The organism is Enterococcus sp. AZ156 (assembly GCF_051714165.1).
Lineage (GTDB): Bacteria > Bacillota > Bacilli > Lactobacillales > Enterococcaceae > Enterococcus_B > Enterococcus_B pernyi.
In genome coordinates this window covers 871,920-889,206 of record NZ_JBIORI010000001.1, presented here as the reverse complement: position 1 = coordinate 889,206, position 17,287 = coordinate 871,920, and the positions used below count along the sequence as shown (strand labels likewise).

Here is a 17,287-nt window from a genome sequence, read left to right as displayed (position 1 = left end):
TACAGAGATAATATTTCTTGTTTATTTACAGAAATACTTTAGACTATTTATGACATCCTTTTCCTACTAACCTCAAGTATCTGTTCTTAGCGTTCAAAAAAGAATTATTTTCAATAATCATACGTTTAAACTAATTTATGTGTAGTGCTTTTTTTCAAACATAATCAAAATCTGGGAAAACATTACTACTGACTTTATCTTTTTGTCATTAAAAAAAATTTTTATGATTAAAAAATGATAGGACTTTGTAAGCGAATTAACTATTGATTGACTATCGACAGCTTTTGGATTTACAAATTTCATTCTCAAAATCAAAAAAAAAATATAATAAAATACAATATAAAAATAACTAATTACTTTTTCTGTCGGGAAAGATTTCAACTGTTTTTTTACCTCTATTCCCTAAAAAGCAAAATAAAATCACCCTAGCCAATGTAGGCAAAGGGTGATTTTTATTTTTTATTTATTTTTTCGCCAAACGTAACAACTCTTTGGCGTGTTCGATCGTTAAAGGCGTGATTTCACTTCCCGCTAACATTCGTGCGATTTCATTTTCTCTTTCAGCTGCAGCTAATTCGGCGACGGATGTTTGTGTTCTTCCGCCGACGACTTCTTTTACAATGTAATATTGATAATCCGCTACCGCCGCCACTTGAGGAAGATGCGTGATACAAAGTACTTGGGAATATTTGGATATTTTCAATATTTTATCCGCAATGGCTTGTGCCACTCTGCCACTAACACCAGTATCAACTTCGTCAAAAATGATACTAGTCACACCTTGTTCCGAAGAAAAAATGGTTTTCAGAGCAAGTAATACTCGTGACAATTCCCCACCTGATGCTACCTTGACTAGTGGCTTCAATGGTTCTCCAGGATTTGTCGTGATATAAAATTCGACAATATCAAAACCTTGCTCATCTAAGCGTCCATTTGCTTGCGTTGAAAAACGAACTTCAAATTCGGTGTTTTCCATATAAAGACTCTTTAATTCACGCAGAATCGACTGTTCTAAGTCACTGGCGATCGCTTTTCTTGCTTGATGGAGTTCTTCTGCACATTGAAACGCCCACTCTTCTTTTTGAGTCAGTTCATTCTTCATTTTATCAAGTTGACCTTCTGTAAAATCAGATGAATCCAATTCTTCTGTGATTTCTTCATAGTAGGCTAAGATAGCTTCAACTGAATCGCCATATTTACGCTTCAATTGGCGAATCGTTTCCATGCGTTGCGTCACTTCTTCCAAACGATTCTCATCCAGTTCAAGCAGATCGATTTGCCTGCTCATGTCCCCTACTGCATCTTGCAATAAATAATAGGCACTCTGGATATTATCAAAAATTGCTTCATACTCTGAATCAAGGTGGGCAATACTTTGGATCTCGGAAACAGCCATTCCCACCCCATCAAGACTACTTTGTTCACCTTCACTGAGCGCCCCATAAGCAGTAGCTAAACCATCGACGATTTTTTGATAATTACTTAATTTATCGCGCTCTTCTCGAAGTTTTTCTTCTTCACCAACTTCTAATTGGGCGGCTGCGATTTCTTCTTGTTGGAAATTCAACATATCGATACGTTGGACATAGTTTTTTTCGTTTTGTTGGATCTTACGTACTTTTCTTTCAAGTTCACGATACGCTTGATAGGCTTCTTGGTACGCTCTTTTTTTCTGTTGGAATGTCGAGTCTCCAAAACGATCAAGTAACACAAGATGTGATTCAGGTTGTAATAGTTCCTGATGTTCATTTTGACCTTGGATATCCACTAAATAACTACCTACGCGTCGCAAATTCGCTAATGTCACGATATGTCCATTCACTCGACAAACATTCTTACCTGCTAAAGACATATCTCGACGGACGATCAGATTTGAACCATCGGACTCAATCCCTAACTCTTCCATCAAAGCTTCAAAACCTTCTTGTTTAGGCCATTCAAACAACCCTTCCAGAATACATTTATCGGCACCTTGACGAATATAATCACTTGATCCGCGACCACCTGCTAATAAGCCCAAAGCATCAATAATAATTGACTTACCGGCTCCGGTTTCTCCTGTTAATGCTGTCATTCCTTCATGAAACGACAAACGCAATTCAGGAATTATCGCAAAATTGGTGATACTGATTTCTTGTAGCATTGCAATCACTCCTTAGATTAAAGGTAATGCAGAAAATCTTTCTTTAATTGAACAGCATCTTCTTCCAATCGTGTGATCATCAACACATTATCATCATCGTTGATAATCGAGAATAATTCTTTTTTGTAACGTTTATCGATTAAATTTGCAGCTGCAGAAGCATTGCCCGGCAAAGTCTTTAAAATAACAAATTTTTCCATCTGGTCAACTGCTACAAATGCGTCCTTCAATAGTTTTTCTAGCTTTGTGCTCACATCTTCACTTGTTTCAGCAGGCAGACTATAGCGATAGCCACCATCAACTGCGGGAACTTTGATCAATTTAAGCTCTTTGATATCTCTTGAGATCGTTGCTTGTGTAACAGAAATCCCTTTATTTTTTAATATTTCAACAAATTCTTCTTGTTTACGTATATCTTGTTCATTTAGTAATCGAGTAATCAAACGATGTCGATCTTTTTTTCTCATGCTCAATCCGCTCCTTCACCAATCCTTCTTCTTTCAATGATAGCTTATTTTAAGCGCTTAATAAAGAAGAACTCATAGTCTTTTTTGTCAATTTCCAGACTACCGCTTATGCGTGAATTGTTCATGAGCCATTTCAACGATGTGAGCTGGATCAACGTTCACATAGATTGTTCCTTTATCTGATACTTTTTTTAAGTGCGCTAAAAATTCAATATTTCCTTCTCCACCTGTAATAGGAGAGTAACTTAGATCTAATACATCAAACCCTTGCTCTGTGGCAAACGTCAAAATTTGTTCGATGACTTGTTGATGGGTTGTTGCTTCTCGAACAATACCATTTTTACCGACCGCTTCTCTACCTGCTTCAAATTGTGGTTTGATCAATGCAATTACTTCACCCTCTGGCTTCAAAATTGCATGTAATGGCGGTAGCATCAGCTTCAAAGAGATGAATGATACATCAATGACAGCGACTTCTGGTACACCTTGATCAAAGTCTTCAGGTTTTGCATAACGAAAGTTAACACGTTCCATCACGACCACTTTTGGATCTTGTCTGATTTTCCATGCTAACTGATTGTAGCCTACATCTAAGGCATAGCTCATTTTTGCTCCATTTTGTAAGGCAGCATCGGTAAACCCTCCCGTGGATGCCCCAATATCAAGCAATACTTTATCTTTGACTGTTAGATCAAATTGTTTTAATGCTTTTTCTAGTTTCAACCCACCACGAGAAACATACGGCAATTTTTTCCCTTTGACTTTTAATTCACTACTAACGGGGATTTTTTCTCCTGGTTTATCAAAACGTTCATTTTTTTCATTATAGATCAACCCTGCCATCACGGAACGTTTTGCTTGTTCCCTTGTTTCAAATAGCCCTTGTTTGACGGCTAATACATCTACTCGTTCTTTTTCCATCCTCTTCCTCACTTCTCATCAAATCGTTTGACCAACTGACGAAGAATCTCTCCATCAAATGAACAAACTTCTTGTTCTAACTCGGCAATGATCCTATTGGCGGAATGGATTTCTCGTTGCAACGCAGCTCTTGTCTGCTCGATCCCTAATAAGCGTGGATACGTATTTTTATCCGCTCGTTCATCCTTGCCAGCTGTTTTCCCTAATGCTTCTGTCGTACTAGTCACATCCAATAAATCATCACGGATCTGAAAAGCTAACCCAAGATGAGCGGCAATTTGTTGTAATTGTACCAAAACTTCTTCTGGTTGTTCTGCTAAAATCCCACCTGCTAGCAAAGCATAACGTATCAAACGTCCAGTCTTTCGTTCATGGATCAATGCTAGTTCTTCTAGCGCCAAATCTTTCGTTTCCCCTTGGATATCTGCCGCTTGGCCTGCAACCATGCCTTGTGTCCCAGCACCAACAGCCAATTGTTGCAATAATAACAATTTTGGTGAGTTCGCTAAGTGGGTCATGCTGATCAACTGGAAGGCACCCGTCAATAATCCATCCCCTGCTAAAATTGCGATTGCCTCCCCAAAGACTTTATGGTTGGTTGGTTTTCCTCGACGCAAGTCATCGTTATCCATTGCTGGAAGATCATCATGGATCAATGAATACGTATGGATCATCTCTAATGCTGCTGCTACTTGATAAGCTGAAGCATCGATCTTGGCATCAAAAGAAGCCACGGTTGCTAATAAAGCAAGTGGGCGGATTCTTTTTCCTCCTGCATGGATCGAATAGATCATACTTTCTTTCAAGCGTACATCCGAAGTATATTCCGTAATGAAAGAAACCATTTCTTCTTCTACCAAAGGAAGGTGAGTCGCAGAAAAATCGGTTAGTTTCATTGTGTCCCCTCTTTCTCGTCAAAAGTGATCTCTTCATTCGTCTCAGTCATCATTTTTGTAAGGGTTTCTTCTGCTTTAGAAAGAGTATCTTGACATTGCTTACTTAATTCCATTCCTCTTTTGAACGCATCTAACGCTGATTCTAATGGAACGTCTCCTTGCTCTAATTGCATGACGATTTTTTCTAATTCTTGCAATGATTCTTCAAATGTTGGATTTGCCATCTTATTCTGTCTCCTTTTTGATCTGTTCCACTTTGCCTTTGACCTGTCCATCTGCATAATGAATGACTAACTCATCACCGACTTGGATCTCATCGACACTTTTTGCCACCTGATCATGCAACGTGGTGTAGCTATACCCTCTACCCATGATTTTTAAAGGACTAAGTAAATCAAGTGATTGAACCGTCTGTTGAAACTTTTGTTGCTGTTGTTGCATATATTGGTACATTTTTTCTTCTAGTCGTTTTTCTAAGTAGCTTGTTTCTTGCTTGGCTGATTTCACTCGATAAATTGGTGCAACTTGTTGCAACTGATGACTTAAGGTCATGGTTTGTTTTTCTTTCGCATGGTAAATTTGTTGCGTTGCTTGATACAAGCGTTGCCGCAATTGATCTAGCTTGATCGTTTGTCCCTCATAAAGTCGTTCAGGTTGGCGAAAGACATAGGATTGTCTTGAGCGGGCAAACCGCTCTTGTTTTCGTTGGATTTGGCGTAAAAACCCTTGCTCTAAGCGGGCTTGTCTTTCCTTGATCCGCATCAACTCTTCCGATAATACTGGAACAGCCAGCTCAGCTGCTGCCGTCGGTGTCGCTGCTCGAACATCAGCCACTAAGTCAGCAATCGTCGTATCTGTCTCATGACCGACAGAAGAGATGCTCGGTGTTTTTGCTTGATAAATCGCACGAGCCACCCGTTCTTCATTGAAAGGCCAAAGATCCTCGATCGACCCACCACCACGTCCGATGATCATTGTATCGAAATTTCCTAACGCTTCAACGCGTTGGATATTGCGGACGACATCATCTGCTGCTTGGTTTCCTTGCACAACAGTTGGGAACAAAACAAGTTGCGCGATTGGGTAACGGCGTTTGACCGTCGTGATAATATCACGAATGACCGCACCACTAGGACTTGTTAAAACGGCGATGCGTTTTGGAAATCTCGGCAATGCCTTTTTAGGTCCAGCAAATAGACCTTCTTTCATCAATTTCTCTTTTCGTTCTTCTAGCTCTTGATATAACGCACCGACGCCATCAGGTTCCATATGTTCCACGTAAATTTGATAAGAACCGCTGGCCTCGTAAAGGGAGATCCGACCGATCACCAACACTTTCATGCCCTCTTTTGGTTGAAAACGTAACTTTTGGAAAGCACCTTTGAACATGATCGCAGAGATTTTTGCATGATCATCTTTTAAACTGAAATATTGATGCGCATTCGCTCGCATACGGAAATTCGAGATTTCGCCAGTTAGATAAACTCTTTCCAGATATGGATCTGCTTCAAATTTTCGTTTCAAATATTTGGTTAAGGTGGTAACTGTTAAATATTCTTGCGTCATAACTCTCCTCGCTCTGCTTCAGCTGATTGGACCGTTTGTGCCATCAACATCGTGATCGTCATTGGACCTACTCCCTTAGGGACAGGCGTGATATAGCTTGCAAGAGGAGCGACTTCATCGAATTTGACATCACCGATCAGTTTTCCATCCTCATCCCGATTCATCCCCACATCGACAACTACCGCACCTGGTTTGACGAAGTCTTTTGTTACAAAATGGCCACGCCCGATCGCTACTACGAGTATATCTGCTTCACGAGTTAACGCTGGAAGGTCTTTCGTTTTTGAATGAGCAATGGTGACTGTCGCATCAGCCATCAACAAAAGTTGCGCCATGGGTTTACCGACAATATTACTGCGACCGATCACTACTGCACGCTTGCCAGTCAAATCAATATCATATGCTTCAAACATCTTCATGATCCCATAAGGCGTACAAGGAATCTTATCAGGATTCCCTGCAAATAGACGTCCTAGATTAAATGGATGGAAACCATCAACATCTTTTTTAGGATCGATTGCTAATAACACTTTCTCTTCATCAATATGTTTTGGTAAAGGCAACTGCACAAGGATCCCATGGAAGCGTGGATCATTGTTATATTTTTCAATTTCATTTAGAAGCTCATCTTCGGAGATTTTTTGACTATAACGCTCTACTTTTGAATAAATACCTAATTGATTCGCAACTCGTTCTTTGTTACGAACATAGACTTGACTTGCTGGATTTTCTCCAACTAATAAAACAACTAATCCGGGATTGATCTGTCGTTCGTTAAGCTCTTTTACTTTTAACGCAAGTTCTGCTTGCATTTTTTCTGCTAATTCTTTTCCATTCATCAATTCTGACATACGATCACTCCCAGATATTTTTGCTTTCATTCTACCATATAAACCACTTGTAACATAACCAGATTTACTAACTATCATAGAAAAAAGCTAGGACTTACGCCCCAGCTTCTAATTCTTTTAACACATTCGATAACATACCATTTACAAACTTACGTGAACGGTCGTCACTGAATGTTTTAGCTAACTCGATTGCTTCATTCAATGCAACAGTTGCAGGCACGTCATCCACGTACATCATTTCGAAAATCGCGATTCTTAAAATAATAAGATCCATTTTGGAAATGCGGTTGATCCGCCAATTATTTTTTAAATGCTTTTCGATGATCGTGTCTAACGATGCTTTTTTTGCACAGACGCCACCAACTAGTGTGTCTAGATATACTGGAACAAATTCTGATTGCTCTTCATTGATCATCTCTTGATGGTCCAACTCGATCGCATTGAAAATTGCATCTTCTTTTGTCAGATCAGTGTTAAAATCTAATGGGAACAATGCCTGTAATGCCATCTCGCGGATCTCGTGTCTTGATAACTCTTTATTCATTTTCTTCCTCTTCGTCCTCAAAAAGTTCATCGATTGCTGGTTGTTCCAATTTTTCTGGTACAACTGCTACGACATGGATATTGACTTCAGCTAATGCAATGTCGGTCATGAAAAGTACTTCTTGGTGAACACGATCCTGCATTTCCATCGCTACTTTTGGTACTGATACGCCATATTCTAAATAACAATATAAGTCAACTTTCAAACCTTCTTCGTCATTGACTAAATATACACCTTTACCATGCGCTGCGCGACCTAGCAATTCTGTGACATTGCTAGCAAAAGTCCCACGCATTCCGTAGACCCCTTCGACTTTAGAAGCTGCAATACCGATAATGACTTCGATCACTTCTGGTGCAATCACGATTTCTCCTAAATCTTGATTAGCATGTAAGACTAAGTTTTTTTCGTCTGCCATTTTTATTTATTCCTCCTTTTGCCTACATACATCTTTCACTTCAAAAAGCGAAGTCATGTACCTAGGAAAACTGTCGCCTGTAAATCAGTCATGCGTGAAAAAACGCGCCGTTTACAATCGCTTGATTTCTCTTATAGTGTATCATTAAATGAGCCCATTTTCTATAACAAAGTCTGAGTTTTGACATTTACATTTATTGAAAAACGCTGATTATCACAAAATGATCAATTCTTTTGGTGAGTGAGTCAATACCCGGTTTCCTTCAGCAGTGATCAATAAGTCATCTTCGATCCGGACGCCACCGATTCCTGGTAAGTAGATTCCTGGTTCATCCGTAATGACATTGCCCACAACAAATGGTTTCTCTGCTCGCGCAGATACATTAGGACCTTCATGGATCTCTAAGCCGATACCATGTCCAGTGGAGTGGCCAAATGCTTCTCCATAGCCGTATTTGCTGATGTAGTCTCTTGCTACTGCATCCAGTTGGATACCTGTCACTCCAGGTTTCGCTGCTTCTAGAACTGCCAATTGGGCATCTAAAACGATTTGATAGATTTCTTTCAATTGTTCTCCAGGATCGCCGACTGCAAACGTACGTGTCATGTCAGAAACGTATCCTTCATAATAGCAACCAAAATCGATCGTGATCATATCACCTTGTTCAATGATCTTTTGGCTAGCCACTCCGTGTGGCATTGCTGAACGAACACCACTTGCCACGATGGTTTCAAAAGACACACCTGATGCACCTAGTGAACGCATATAGAAATCTAATTGATTCGCGACCTCGATCTCTGTCATCCCTGGTTGGATCATTTTAAGGATATGATCATAAGCCATATCAGCGATGCTACAAGCTTTTTCAATGATCACTAATTCATCTTCATCTTTTACTTCCCGTAATTCTTCGATCATGTCAGAAACTGGGATCAACTCTGCATCCAGTAATTCTTCCAATACTGAATACTCTAAAAATGAAACTGTACGTTCTTCAAATGCTAGATTCTTCAATCCTTCTTTTCGAGTCAAATCAGCGACTTCCTCAAAAATCGGCGCGACATTTTTGATGATCTCAAAACCTTGCGCTTGCGCAGCTGCTTGTTCTGTATAACGGAAGTCCGTAATAAAGAAGGCTTTCTCTAATGTGATGACCGCTAACCCAGTCGTTCCTGTAAAATTAGTCAAATAGCGGAGATTGTAAGGACTTGTCACTAAAAATGAATCTAGATTCGCTTCTCGCATTTTTTTGCGTAACTTTTCTACTCGTAACATCATGTGTAAATTCCTTCTTTCTTTGCACTCTTTTTATCATTATAGCAAACTTTCTTTTTTAAAGGCATAGGAAAGATAAATTCCTTCAATAGAAACGAACAAAGCGTTTTGGCTTGAGCTTTTCCCTCAAGTCAAAACGCTTTAGACTTTCATTTCTAAGATCTTTTACCAAAGAAAAATGAGACAACTGCAACTAAGATCACTGCCCCTAAAATAGATGGAATAAGTGCCATACCAGCAGCGCTTGGTCCCCAGTTGCCAAAAATCGCTTGACCGATCGTTGAACCAATCAAACCAGCAATAATATTTGTGATGCATCCCATTGAATTTCCTTTACTTGTGATTGCTCCAGCAATCGCTCCAATGATTGCACCAACAATCAATGTCCATAACCAACTCATCGTATAACCTCCCTCTTTACTCTTTAATTTTATCATAAGAAATAAATAGCAGGCAAACGATGAGGGCTAACTACAAATCATTTACGCTTGAAAATACCGATCATGCCTCGCTTGACTACGTCGATCAAACTTAAAGAGCGAACCATGTGACTTGGATCAACATACTTACGGACTGCTCGCAAAACTTCCTTGGGATGCTTTGCAGAAAATGAATAAGTTCCGTTTTTCTTTGTGCGAATCGCAAAACGTGGAATCCATTTTCCTTTGAACATCACAGAGGCAATCACGACATCTACCTCTTCCCATGGGATCTGGACGAATTTCCGCGCATCACGATCATTGTAAAATTCAAAACCTTTATCACCAATCATGATCTTCCCATATTCTGCCACACCTAGATAAGATGTCGCATTCATCGTTAAGTCAACTTTTGTATTCAGGGATTGTACCATTTCAAGCACTCCATTTCTAATCAATCTAAAGTTACAGTACTTAGAAGTCGTACCGTTTCAATGATTTGGCTATTCGTTCAGCTTAGCCATCCTTTTAATTTCACGTTTTTTACTTCTATATCAAAGACATCTTATCATAAATAGTATACCTTTTCGAGCATAGATACTGTCTCCAATAAACGGTTCTCCACAATCGTCCACCATTCGATCAGAAGAAAGCTGAAGTAAAGTCTCGTCGCATTCTATGAAAAAAGCTGCAACAAAAATCAATGATTGATTTCTGTCACAGCTTATTTAGTCTTTTATTGCCTTAGATTACATTAATCCGATCAAGTGGAAAACAATACCCACTACGAATAATCCAAGAATGATAACGATTGGTGAAACTTTTTTCTTCAATAACCACATACAGAACAATGTTAGTAACAACGCAGCTAATCCAGGGATCAAGCTGTCTAAGTTGTCTTGTAATGTTGTTACTTTGTAGTCAGATAGAGAAAGTCCAGCTGCTTGTTGTTCCAACGCACTCTTGATACCTTCTGCACCTGCAGGTAAACTACTCCAATCAATGTAAGCACCTTCGTCAAGTTTAACGCTTGATACTACTGGCGCAAAGCCGATTGATACCCAACGGTTAACTAATGAACCTAAGATGAACATACCTAAGATCGAAGCACCTTTAGTGATGTCTTGCAACAAACCACCAGATAAATCTTCTGTGATTTTAGAACCCGCTTTATAGCCGAATTCTTGTGTATACCACATAAATGCCATACGGATGATATTCCAAGCGACGAAATAAATGATTGGGCCTAAGATATTTCCAGCCATCGCTAAAGAAGCAGCTAGAGCTCCAAGGATTGGTCTTACTGTAAACCAGAAGACTGGATCACCGATACCAGCTAAAGGTCCCATCATACCAACCTTAACCCCTTGAATCGCAACATCATCAACAGGTGCGCCATTTGCACGTTCTTCTTCCAGTGCAAGAGTCACCCCTAGAATTGGTGAAGCAACATATGGGTGAGTGTTGAAGAACTCTAAATGACGAGTCAACGCAGCCGCACGGTCTTCTTTTGTTTTATATAATTTTTTGATCGCTGGGATCATTGAGAATGCCCAACCACCATTTTGCATACGTTCGTAGTTCCATGATCCTTGAAGGAAAGTCGAACGCAACCAAACAGAAATACGATCTTTTTTAGATAATTGAATTCTTTCTTCTGCCATTTCGTGAACGCCTCCTTTAATAGTTATCGATGATATCGCCTAGTGGGTCACCAGTGTTTGAGCTTCCGCCGTTACCTGAACCACCTTGTTTAGAAAGTGCCAAGTAAATAAGAGCTAAAGCAACACCGATTGCGCCTAGACCGATAAGAGTGATTTCTGATACAGTTGCCAATACAAAACCGATTGCAAAGAATGGCCATACTTCTTTTGTAGCCATCATGTTGATAACCATTGCGTAACCTACGGCAACGACCATTCCACCACCGATAGCTAAACCGTCTGTCAACCAAACAGGCATAGATTCAAGCAAGCTTCTTACTGGACCTTCACCAATAGCTAAGATCAAACCAGCAGGGATCGCAATACGAACACCTTGCATACAAATTGCAACAATATGCCATAATTCAACTTTTCTAAAGTTACCATCTTTTGCAGCAGCATCCATCAAATGAACAAACGCTGTCGCAATCGTACGACAAATGATTGTTAATAATAAACCAGCAACAGCAAGTGGCACAGCAATCGCGATTGCTGAAGAAACGCCGGCTGAACCTTGACCACCTAAAACTAAAATAATTGCAGATGCAACAGATGCTAATGCAGCATCGGGAGCGACAGCGGCACCGATATTTGCCCAACCTAAAGCGATCATTTGTAATGTACCACCTAAGATAAGACAAGGAACTAGATTTCCAGTTACTAAGCCGATCAACGTACATGCAACAACTGGTTGATGGAATTGAAATTCATCAAGAATTCCTTCCATACCAGCTAAAAATGCAACGATGATGACTAAGATCACTTGAATAATATTTAAATCCATGATAGTAATCCTCCATTTTTTCTGATAATTAATTAAGCACGATTTTTTAGTTCTTCTTGCGCTTTTTTCAAAATTTCATCCATGTTTCCTTTAGAGTCATTCGGTACTTTACGTACATCGAATTTCACGCCAGATTCTTTCAATTTATTGAATGAATCAATATCGTCTTGACTGAAAGCAAGTACTTTGTTCGGTTGTACTTTACCTGGAGAATGTGCCATTGATCCGACGTTCACTGTTTCTAATGGTACGCCACCTTCAACTGCACGCACGACATCTTGAGGATTTTCAAACAATAGCAATGCGCGTTGTCCGCCAAAGTGTTGATCATCTTTTGCAAGTTTGATCATTTGTTCAACTGGTACAACGTGTGCTTTTACACCAGGAGGTGCAGCTTGTTGGATCAATTTTTTACGTAACTCATCTTTTGCTACAGCATCAGATACAACGATGATCCGTGTTGGATTTGTTGTTTTTGTCCAAGCAGTTGCTACTTGTCCATGCAACAAACGTGAATCAATACGTGCTAAAACATAAGTGAACTTACCAGGTGTTCCTGAAGGTGCAGCTTCTTGTGCCGCAGCTTTTGTTTCTACTACTGGTTCTAATTCTTCCGGTTTGACTTTCACGCCTTCTTTTGCTGTTTCAATGATATGAGCAGCAATTTCATGTGCTGATTCCATTGAAAAACGTGAAGCATATGCTTCGATCAGCATAGGCAAGTTCAAACCACTTACGATTGCCCACTTATCTTTGTGTTCTTCAAATAATGTGTTTGATTGATTGAACGGTGTTCCGCCCCATAAATCAACTAAGAATAAGACTTCGTCTTGGTTATCGAAGGAAGCGACTGCTTCTTCTAATTTGGCTCTCAAGTCATCTGGACCTTCACTCGGTTGTAAAACAACAGCTTTGACATTTTCTTGTTCGCCAAAGATCATTGAACCCGACTGTAAGATTCCTTCAGCAAATTGCCCATGACTTGCTAGGATAATCCCTACCATATTTATACCTCCTACTTCTTTTTGTTGTAACAAAATCAAAAATAAAAATAAGTGCTTGCCTTTTACAACAGATACATTTGACCGTTACGCAACAACAATTTTATGCTTTCTTGGCTTTGGCCAGCAATTCCATTAAAAAGATTTTCCGATCAGCGGGTACCTTCCGAATCTCCAACTCCACACCTTGACCATCCAAAAAATGAAAGGCTTCGATATCTCGTTGATCGACGGACACAAAATTTGTGATCATGGTCTTCCCTTCAGAAAAACTCATTCCCCCGATATTTAGAGAATCAATTCGGATACCACTTCGGACAATTTTCTCAACGTCTTTAGGATTAGTAAATAAAAGCATCACTTTCGTTCGCGCTAAGAGTCCACTCTCAAAGATCTGGATCATCTTTTCAACAGTGATGACATTTGCCATGATCCCTGGTGGAGCAGCTTCTTTTAAAAGAAACTTTCTTAACTTGTCTTTCGCTACTACGTCACTTATGACGATGATACGTTCAACGCCAGTCAATTTAGACCAGACAGTTGCAACTTGCCCATGGATCAAACGATCATCTATACGTGCTAATCGAATATCCATTCGTAAATCTCCTTTTTATTAAATCACTACTCAAAACATCTTCCCACTTCTGTCGGAAGCATTTCCGTTAAGCACACTTTATTAAAAGCAAGAACCGTGCCAACTTTTTAAAGATACACTACTTTATTTAACGGTTTCTTATACAATACACAAAAACGATACACTATTTTAGTGTATCGTTTTTGTGTATATCTTCATTAGTGTATTCTTTTTTCTCCAAATGGTTAGTGATCATTTTCAATAGATAATACACTTCTTCTAACGGAAACTTCACTTTGATCTTTTCTTCTAAATCATTTAGTGGCTCAACAATTTTAACATAGAGCGGATCGTTTTTAATCGAACGATTATCTTGATTTTCTAAAGAGAGCGGTTCATTTAAGATGACACGCTCAATCATTCCCGCCGCATGTAGAACAAGGTTGATCATAAATCCGTATTCTTTTACATCAATGCTTGCTGAATCCATTAACCCATCTGCAAATTTCCAGAGAGGATCGATTAACTTTTCTCCATTGATAAATGTAAAATTATCTGCGATAAATGACACACATGTACTTTTGGCTGTTTCTTCATTTAATAAAACATCTTCGGTTTCATCTAACTCTGACTCTAACAGTAATTGATCTAAAATCACCTCAATGTTTTGATCAATAAATCTTTCCAAAGGAATGAATGGTGCATCGATATGTGGGTCCGTAATCCCAGTCGTCGCAATGATTTGATAATTTTTTTGGATCTTTGGTAGCTTAGTTTTCAAATCAACGATGGACAAAGCAATTACTTCCAATTGAGCTTCTTGTCTTTTACTGACTGCACGCTCGATCAATGATTTGATTCGTTGTGCTGTTCCCTCTCCTGAGGCACAGATCGCCACTACGGCCTTTCGTTGTTTGTCGTCCGCTTCTGCAACATTTCCACTTGAGACTTCAGCATACCCTCGGAAATTCTTCAAGGATTCATAAAGCAAGTCAAGATCTGTTCCCAGCACCGACACTTTACGTACTGTTTCTAAAACTAAAGAAGTCGTGACCATATCGACTGTTCGGACAGGGATACCCGTATCTTGCTGTATCTGAGCATTGAAGGACGCAAGCGAACCCATGTCCACCAGAAGAATCGTTCCACTCCCCTCATCTACTTCTTGCACACTACGCTCAATCCGACTTAAAGCAGTTTTAGGGTCCATGTCTAGTGGCATATCCACTGCCCGGACGTTATCCGCATCTAGCAACTGTTGAACCACTTGCACCATACTGCTTGCGGTACTATTGCCATGTGCAGCCACAACGACCCCGATCCGACCACTTGCTTGATTAGCTCGTAATGAAACAAGTAATACAGTCAAATAGTAATCTTCACTTTCTGGGATCTCCACTTGGAAATACATTTCGATATGTTTCCGTACTTCTTTCGCCAGTGCGTATTCCTCAGGAAAATCAATGGCCATTTCTCGGATATTATCATTTGTATGCCGCTCTTCTCCTAAATGGATTCGTTTTAGAAAAGAGCTGATATGCAGACTCATCGCATAAATAAAATTTTGTTGAAACTCATATGGTAAAGATTGCTTCACCATGAGATAAATCTGATTCGTTACTTCAATAATTTTAGGGTCAACAAATTCCGCCAACTTATTATCTGCATTAAATGAAAAACCGTGATCTTTATAGAATGACTTTAAATGGATATTGATATCTGTTGAGATAAAGTGATTGATTGCTTCTTGGTCCAAGCCATCTGACTTGAGCAAAGCAGCTTTATCACCAATAATGTCATAAAGATTATAAGGCAACTCATAGGAGTCTGCCTGTAACTGCATCACATCATCGTTTGGAAAAACGGTGATTTTAGGATCAAGTATCTTGGATAACTCTGCCATTTCTTTTCGATTACTTGCTAGTTGGATCAAACCACTTCGAATCCCTTCAGTTAAATCATCGATCGTGATCGATATTTCAGGTTTGTTCATGTGGTTTAGAAATCCTCGCGCACATACCAATTGGATATTCGACTTCAACTGTCCAATGTTTCCATAAGTAACACTGCCTATTAGCGCTTTCACAACATCTTCTGTTAAAGAAATTTTTCTTTGCGTACGATTCGCTTCGTGAGCGATCATGATTTTGACTAAATCGATTTTTTCATTCGCTGGACGTCGGTCAAAAGCAGGCAACTTGATATTGATCGGGATACGGCGTACAAATGTCTCAAGTAATGCCGAACCTGGATCTTCAGTCGTTGCACCGACGATTCGAACATTCGCTTCATGAGATTTCGTTGTTTCGCCCAATCGACTATAGGTACCATGGTCCATAAAGTAAAAAATCATTTCTTGTCCTTCGGGTGGGAGTCGATGAATTTCATCCAAAAAAAGCATCCCGCCATCCGCTTGATCTATGATTCCCATTTTTTCTTCTTCCGCACCTGTAAACGCACCTTTGACATACCCGAAAAGATGACTCATCAGTAATTCAGGGTTGTTAGCATAGTCCGCACAGTTAAAGACGATCAACTCTGTGTCTTCTTCCACCACATGGTTGGTTTTAGCAAAATGAAACATCGCATGAGCAAAATAAGTCTTTCCAGAACCAGTCGGACCAGTGATCAAACAGTTCAACCCTCTGGGAGGATACAAAATGGCAGCTTTTGCTTGTTCCACTGAATTTTTCATACTACCATTGGCGCCAATGATTTTGGCAAAAATATCTTTCGTATCTACTTGAAGACTCGTTTTTTTCACGTGAGTCAATTCTTCTTTATAACTAGGTACATATTTGGATAATGGTTTCTCAATGGTCGGTCTTTCTTGATAGACATACCGAACTGGACGACCATCCATTTTCTTTAGTTTTCCTTCACGTACTAATTTGTTGAGATCTTTACTACTATTGGTACGTTGAATACCCAAAACTTCCGCGATCTCTTGGGTCGTTACACCTTGATCGTTTTCATCTATAGATAAATGAGCGGTCTTTTCTTTGACATACGTATAAATTCGGTCAATTCGTTTTGCCAATATTTTCGCCCCTCTTCTCTTGTCCTTAAAACCTAATACTATTGATTTAATCACTATTCGTCAACTATTTATATCAAAAAAGAAAACAAGACACGCTTAAAATAAAAAAGAACATTCGTTGTTTATTTATTAAGCAATTTAGACAAGTCTAAACGTGTACTATTTTTTCAGATAACAGATAACGATTATCTCTTTTTTACTTTGCGCGATATCTTTTTCCAGTTAGAACTAGCGAAAATAGTAAACCAACTATTTTTACAGCCAATCATTCTCCTAACGCAAAAAAAACCTGACTCTGTTTGAGCCGGAAATCATTATTGATTCAGAAAAAATGAAAAAACTCTATCCCTCGCTAGGCAAGGAATAGAGCCAACTGTTCATTAAGCTTCTTGAGCTACTGGATAAACAGACACTTGTTTTTTGTCGCGGCCTTTACGTTCAAAACGAACAACACCGTCAACTTTAGCAAATAAAGTGTCATCTCCACCAATACCTACGTTCACACCTGGATAAATTTTTGTTCCGCGTTGGCGGTAAAGAATTGATCCACCTGTAACTGTTTGTCCGTCAGCACGTTTTGCACCTAGACGTTTTGATTCTGAGTCACGGCCGTTAGATGTAGAACCGCCACCTTTTTTGTGGGCGAATAATTGTAGATTCATTGTTAACAACATGGTCTGCACCT

The 17,287-nt window shown here is 39.4% G+C and carries 18 protein-coding genes; all 18 read right to left on the bottom strand.

From position 1 onward, the window contains the following. Positions 1-463 precede the first annotated feature (463 nt). Positions 464-2,143, bottom strand: coding sequence for a DNA repair protein RecN (gene recN, locus IGJ95_RS04280; protein WP_010735994.1), 1,680 nt, complete (start codon positions 2,141-2,143; stop codon positions 464-466). Positions 2,144-2,160: 17 nt separating this feature from the next. Next, positions 2,161-2,610, bottom strand: a complete 450-nt coding sequence (locus IGJ95_RS04275; protein WP_010735995.1) for an arginine repressor — start codon at positions 2,608-2,610, stop codon at positions 2,161-2,163. Between the two features lie 99 nt (positions 2,611-2,709). Continuing rightward, positions 2,710-3,531 (bottom strand): TlyA family RNA methyltransferase, encoded by an 822-nt coding sequence (locus IGJ95_RS04270; RefSeq protein WP_438761487.1) that lies wholly within the window; start codon positions 3,529-3,531, stop codon positions 2,710-2,712. Positions 3,532-3,539: 8 nt separating this feature from the next. After that, positions 3,540-4,427 carry a polyprenyl synthetase family protein gene (locus IGJ95_RS04265; protein WP_438761485.1) on the bottom strand — a complete coding sequence of 296 codons (888 nt, stop codon included), beginning with the start codon at positions 4,425-4,427 and terminating at the stop codon, positions 3,540-3,542. Continuing rightward, on the bottom strand, positions 4,424-4,651 hold the full coding sequence (locus IGJ95_RS04260) for an exodeoxyribonuclease VII small subunit (RefSeq protein ID WP_010735998.1): 228 nt from the start codon (positions 4,649-4,651) through the stop codon (positions 4,424-4,426). The genes IGJ95_RS04265 and IGJ95_RS04260 overlap by 4 nt, the downstream gene beginning before the upstream one ends. Before the next feature lies 1 nt (position 4,652). Further along, complete coding sequence (gene xseA, locus IGJ95_RS04255; protein ID WP_010735999.1) at positions 4,653-5,993, bottom strand: exodeoxyribonuclease VII large subunit; 1,341 nt, start codon at positions 5,991-5,993, stop codon at positions 4,653-4,655. Further along, a complete protein-coding gene (locus IGJ95_RS04250; RefSeq protein ID WP_010736000.1) occupies positions 5,990-6,844 on the bottom strand; it encodes a bifunctional methylenetetrahydrofolate dehydrogenase/methenyltetrahydrofolate cyclohydrolase in 855 nt (284 codons plus the stop codon). The genes xseA and IGJ95_RS04250 overlap by 4 nt, the downstream gene beginning before the upstream one ends. Positions 6,845-6,938: 94 nt before the next feature. Continuing rightward, positions 6,939-7,388: a transcription antitermination factor NusB gene (gene nusB / locus IGJ95_RS04245; protein WP_010736001.1), complete on the bottom strand. Its 450-nt coding sequence runs from the start codon at positions 7,386-7,388 to the stop codon at positions 6,939-6,941. Continuing rightward, positions 7,381-7,806, bottom strand: a complete 426-nt coding sequence (locus IGJ95_RS04240) for an Asp23/Gls24 family envelope stress response protein (protein ID WP_010736002.1) — start codon at positions 7,804-7,806, stop codon at positions 7,381-7,383. The genes nusB and IGJ95_RS04240 overlap by 8 nt, the downstream gene beginning before the upstream one ends. 213 nt (positions 7,807-8,019) lie before the next feature. Continuing rightward, positions 8,020-9,084, bottom strand: a complete 1,065-nt coding sequence (locus IGJ95_RS04235) for a M24 family metallopeptidase (RefSeq protein ID WP_010736003.1) — start codon at positions 9,082-9,084, stop codon at positions 8,020-8,022. 152 nt (positions 9,085-9,236) lie between these two features. Beyond that, the gene (locus tag IGJ95_RS04230) at positions 9,237-9,482 is read right to left on the bottom strand and encodes a GlsB/YeaQ/YmgE family stress response membrane protein (RefSeq protein ID WP_010736004.1); all 246 of its coding nucleotides are present in this window, start codon (positions 9,480-9,482) and stop codon (positions 9,237-9,239) included. Between the two features lie 77 nt (positions 9,483-9,559). Further along, the gene (locus IGJ95_RS04225) at positions 9,560-9,934 is read right to left on the bottom strand and encodes a DUF956 family protein (protein WP_010736005.1); all 375 of its coding nucleotides are present in this window, start codon (positions 9,932-9,934) and stop codon (positions 9,560-9,562) included. Between the two features lie 315 nt (positions 9,935-10,249). Then, the gene (locus IGJ95_RS04220) at positions 10,250-11,164 is read right to left on the bottom strand and encodes a PTS system mannose/fructose/sorbose family transporter subunit IID (RefSeq protein WP_019724014.1); all 915 of its coding nucleotides are present in this window, start codon (positions 11,162-11,164) and stop codon (positions 10,250-10,252) included. A 16-nt stretch (positions 11,165-11,180) separates the two neighbouring features. Continuing rightward, entirely contained in the window at positions 11,181-11,987 is an 807-nt protein-coding gene (locus IGJ95_RS04215) for a PTS mannose/fructose/sorbose transporter subunit IIC (protein WP_010736007.1), read from the bottom strand. A gap of 32 nt (positions 11,988-12,019) precedes the next feature. Further along, positions 12,020-12,991 carry a mannose/fructose/sorbose PTS transporter subunit IIA gene (locus IGJ95_RS04210; protein ID WP_010736008.1) on the bottom strand — a complete coding sequence of 324 codons (972 nt, stop codon included), beginning with the start codon at positions 12,989-12,991 and terminating at the stop codon, positions 12,020-12,022. Positions 12,992-13,091: 100 nt separating this feature from the next. After that, positions 13,092-13,583 (bottom strand): mannose/fructose/sorbose PTS transporter subunit IIB, encoded by a 492-nt coding sequence (locus tag IGJ95_RS04205; protein ID WP_010736009.1) that lies wholly within the window; start codon positions 13,581-13,583, stop codon positions 13,092-13,094. 163 nt (positions 13,584-13,746) lie between these two features. Further along, the gene (locus IGJ95_RS04200; RefSeq protein ID WP_010736010.1) at positions 13,747-16,602 is read right to left on the bottom strand and encodes a sigma-54-dependent transcriptional regulator; all 2,856 of its coding nucleotides are present in this window, start codon (positions 16,600-16,602) and stop codon (positions 13,747-13,749) included. A 380-nt stretch (positions 16,603-16,982) separates the two neighbouring features. After that, positions 16,983-17,276 (bottom strand): 50S ribosomal protein L27, encoded by a 294-nt coding sequence (gene rpmA, locus IGJ95_RS04195; protein ID WP_010736011.1) that lies wholly within the window; start codon positions 17,274-17,276, stop codon positions 16,983-16,985. Positions 17,277-17,287 lie beyond the last annotated feature (11 nt).

Coding starts and splice junctions, on each gene's coding strand:
- xseA (WP_010735999.1), bottom strand. CDS start 5,993: ATGACGCAAGAATATTTAACAGTTACCACCTTAACCAAATATTTGAAA.
- recN (WP_010735994.1), bottom strand. CDS start 2,143: ATGCTACAAGAAATCAGTATCACCAATTTTGCGATAATTCCTGAATTG.
- IGJ95_RS04250 (WP_010736000.1), bottom strand. CDS start 6,844: ATGTCAGAATTGATGAATGGAAAAGAATTAGCAGAAAAAATGCAAGCA.
- IGJ95_RS04275 (WP_010735995.1), bottom strand. CDS start 2,610: ATGAGAAAAAAAGATCGACATCGTTTGATTACTCGATTACTAAATGAA.
- IGJ95_RS04210 (WP_010736008.1), bottom strand. CDS start 12,991: ATGGTAGGGATTATCCTAGCAAGTCATGGGCAATTTGCTGAAGGAATC.
- IGJ95_RS04220 (WP_019724014.1), bottom strand. CDS start 11,164: ATGGCAGAAGAAAGAATTCAATTATCTAAAAAAGATCGTATTTCTGTT.
- IGJ95_RS04260 (WP_010735998.1), bottom strand. CDS start 4,651: ATGGCAAATCCAACATTTGAAGAATCATTGCAAGAATTAGAAAAAATC.
- IGJ95_RS04230 (WP_010736004.1), bottom strand. CDS start 9,482: ATGAGTTGGTTATGGACATTGATTGTTGGTGCAATCATTGGAGCGATT.
- nusB (WP_010736001.1), bottom strand. CDS start 7,388: ATGAATAAAGAGTTATCAAGACACGAGATCCGCGAGATGGCATTACAG.
- IGJ95_RS04225 (WP_010736005.1), bottom strand. CDS start 9,934: ATGGTACAATCCCTGAATACAAAAGTTGACTTAACGATGAATGCGACA.
- IGJ95_RS04240 (WP_010736002.1), bottom strand. CDS start 7,806: ATGGCAGACGAAAAAAACTTAGTCTTACATGCTAATCAAGATTTAGGA.
- IGJ95_RS04265 (WP_438761485.1), bottom strand. CDS start 4,427: ATGAAACTAACCGATTTTTCTGCGACTCACCTTCCTTTGGTAGAAGAA.
- IGJ95_RS04270 (WP_438761487.1), bottom strand. CDS start 3,531: ATGGAAAAAGAACGAGTAGATGTATTAGCCGTCAAACAAGGGCTATTT.
- IGJ95_RS04235 (WP_010736003.1), bottom strand. CDS start 9,084: ATGATGTTACGAGTAGAAAAGTTACGCAAAAAAATGCGAGAAGCGAAT.
- rpmA (WP_010736011.1), bottom strand. CDS start 17,276: ATGTTGTTAACAATGAATCTACAATTATTCGCCCACAAAAAAGGTGGC.
- IGJ95_RS04215 (WP_010736007.1), bottom strand. CDS start 11,987: ATGGATTTAAATATTATTCAAGTGATCTTAGTCATCATCGTTGCATTT.
- IGJ95_RS04205 (WP_010736009.1), bottom strand. CDS start 13,583: ATGGATATTCGATTAGCACGTATAGATGATCGTTTGATCCATGGGCAA.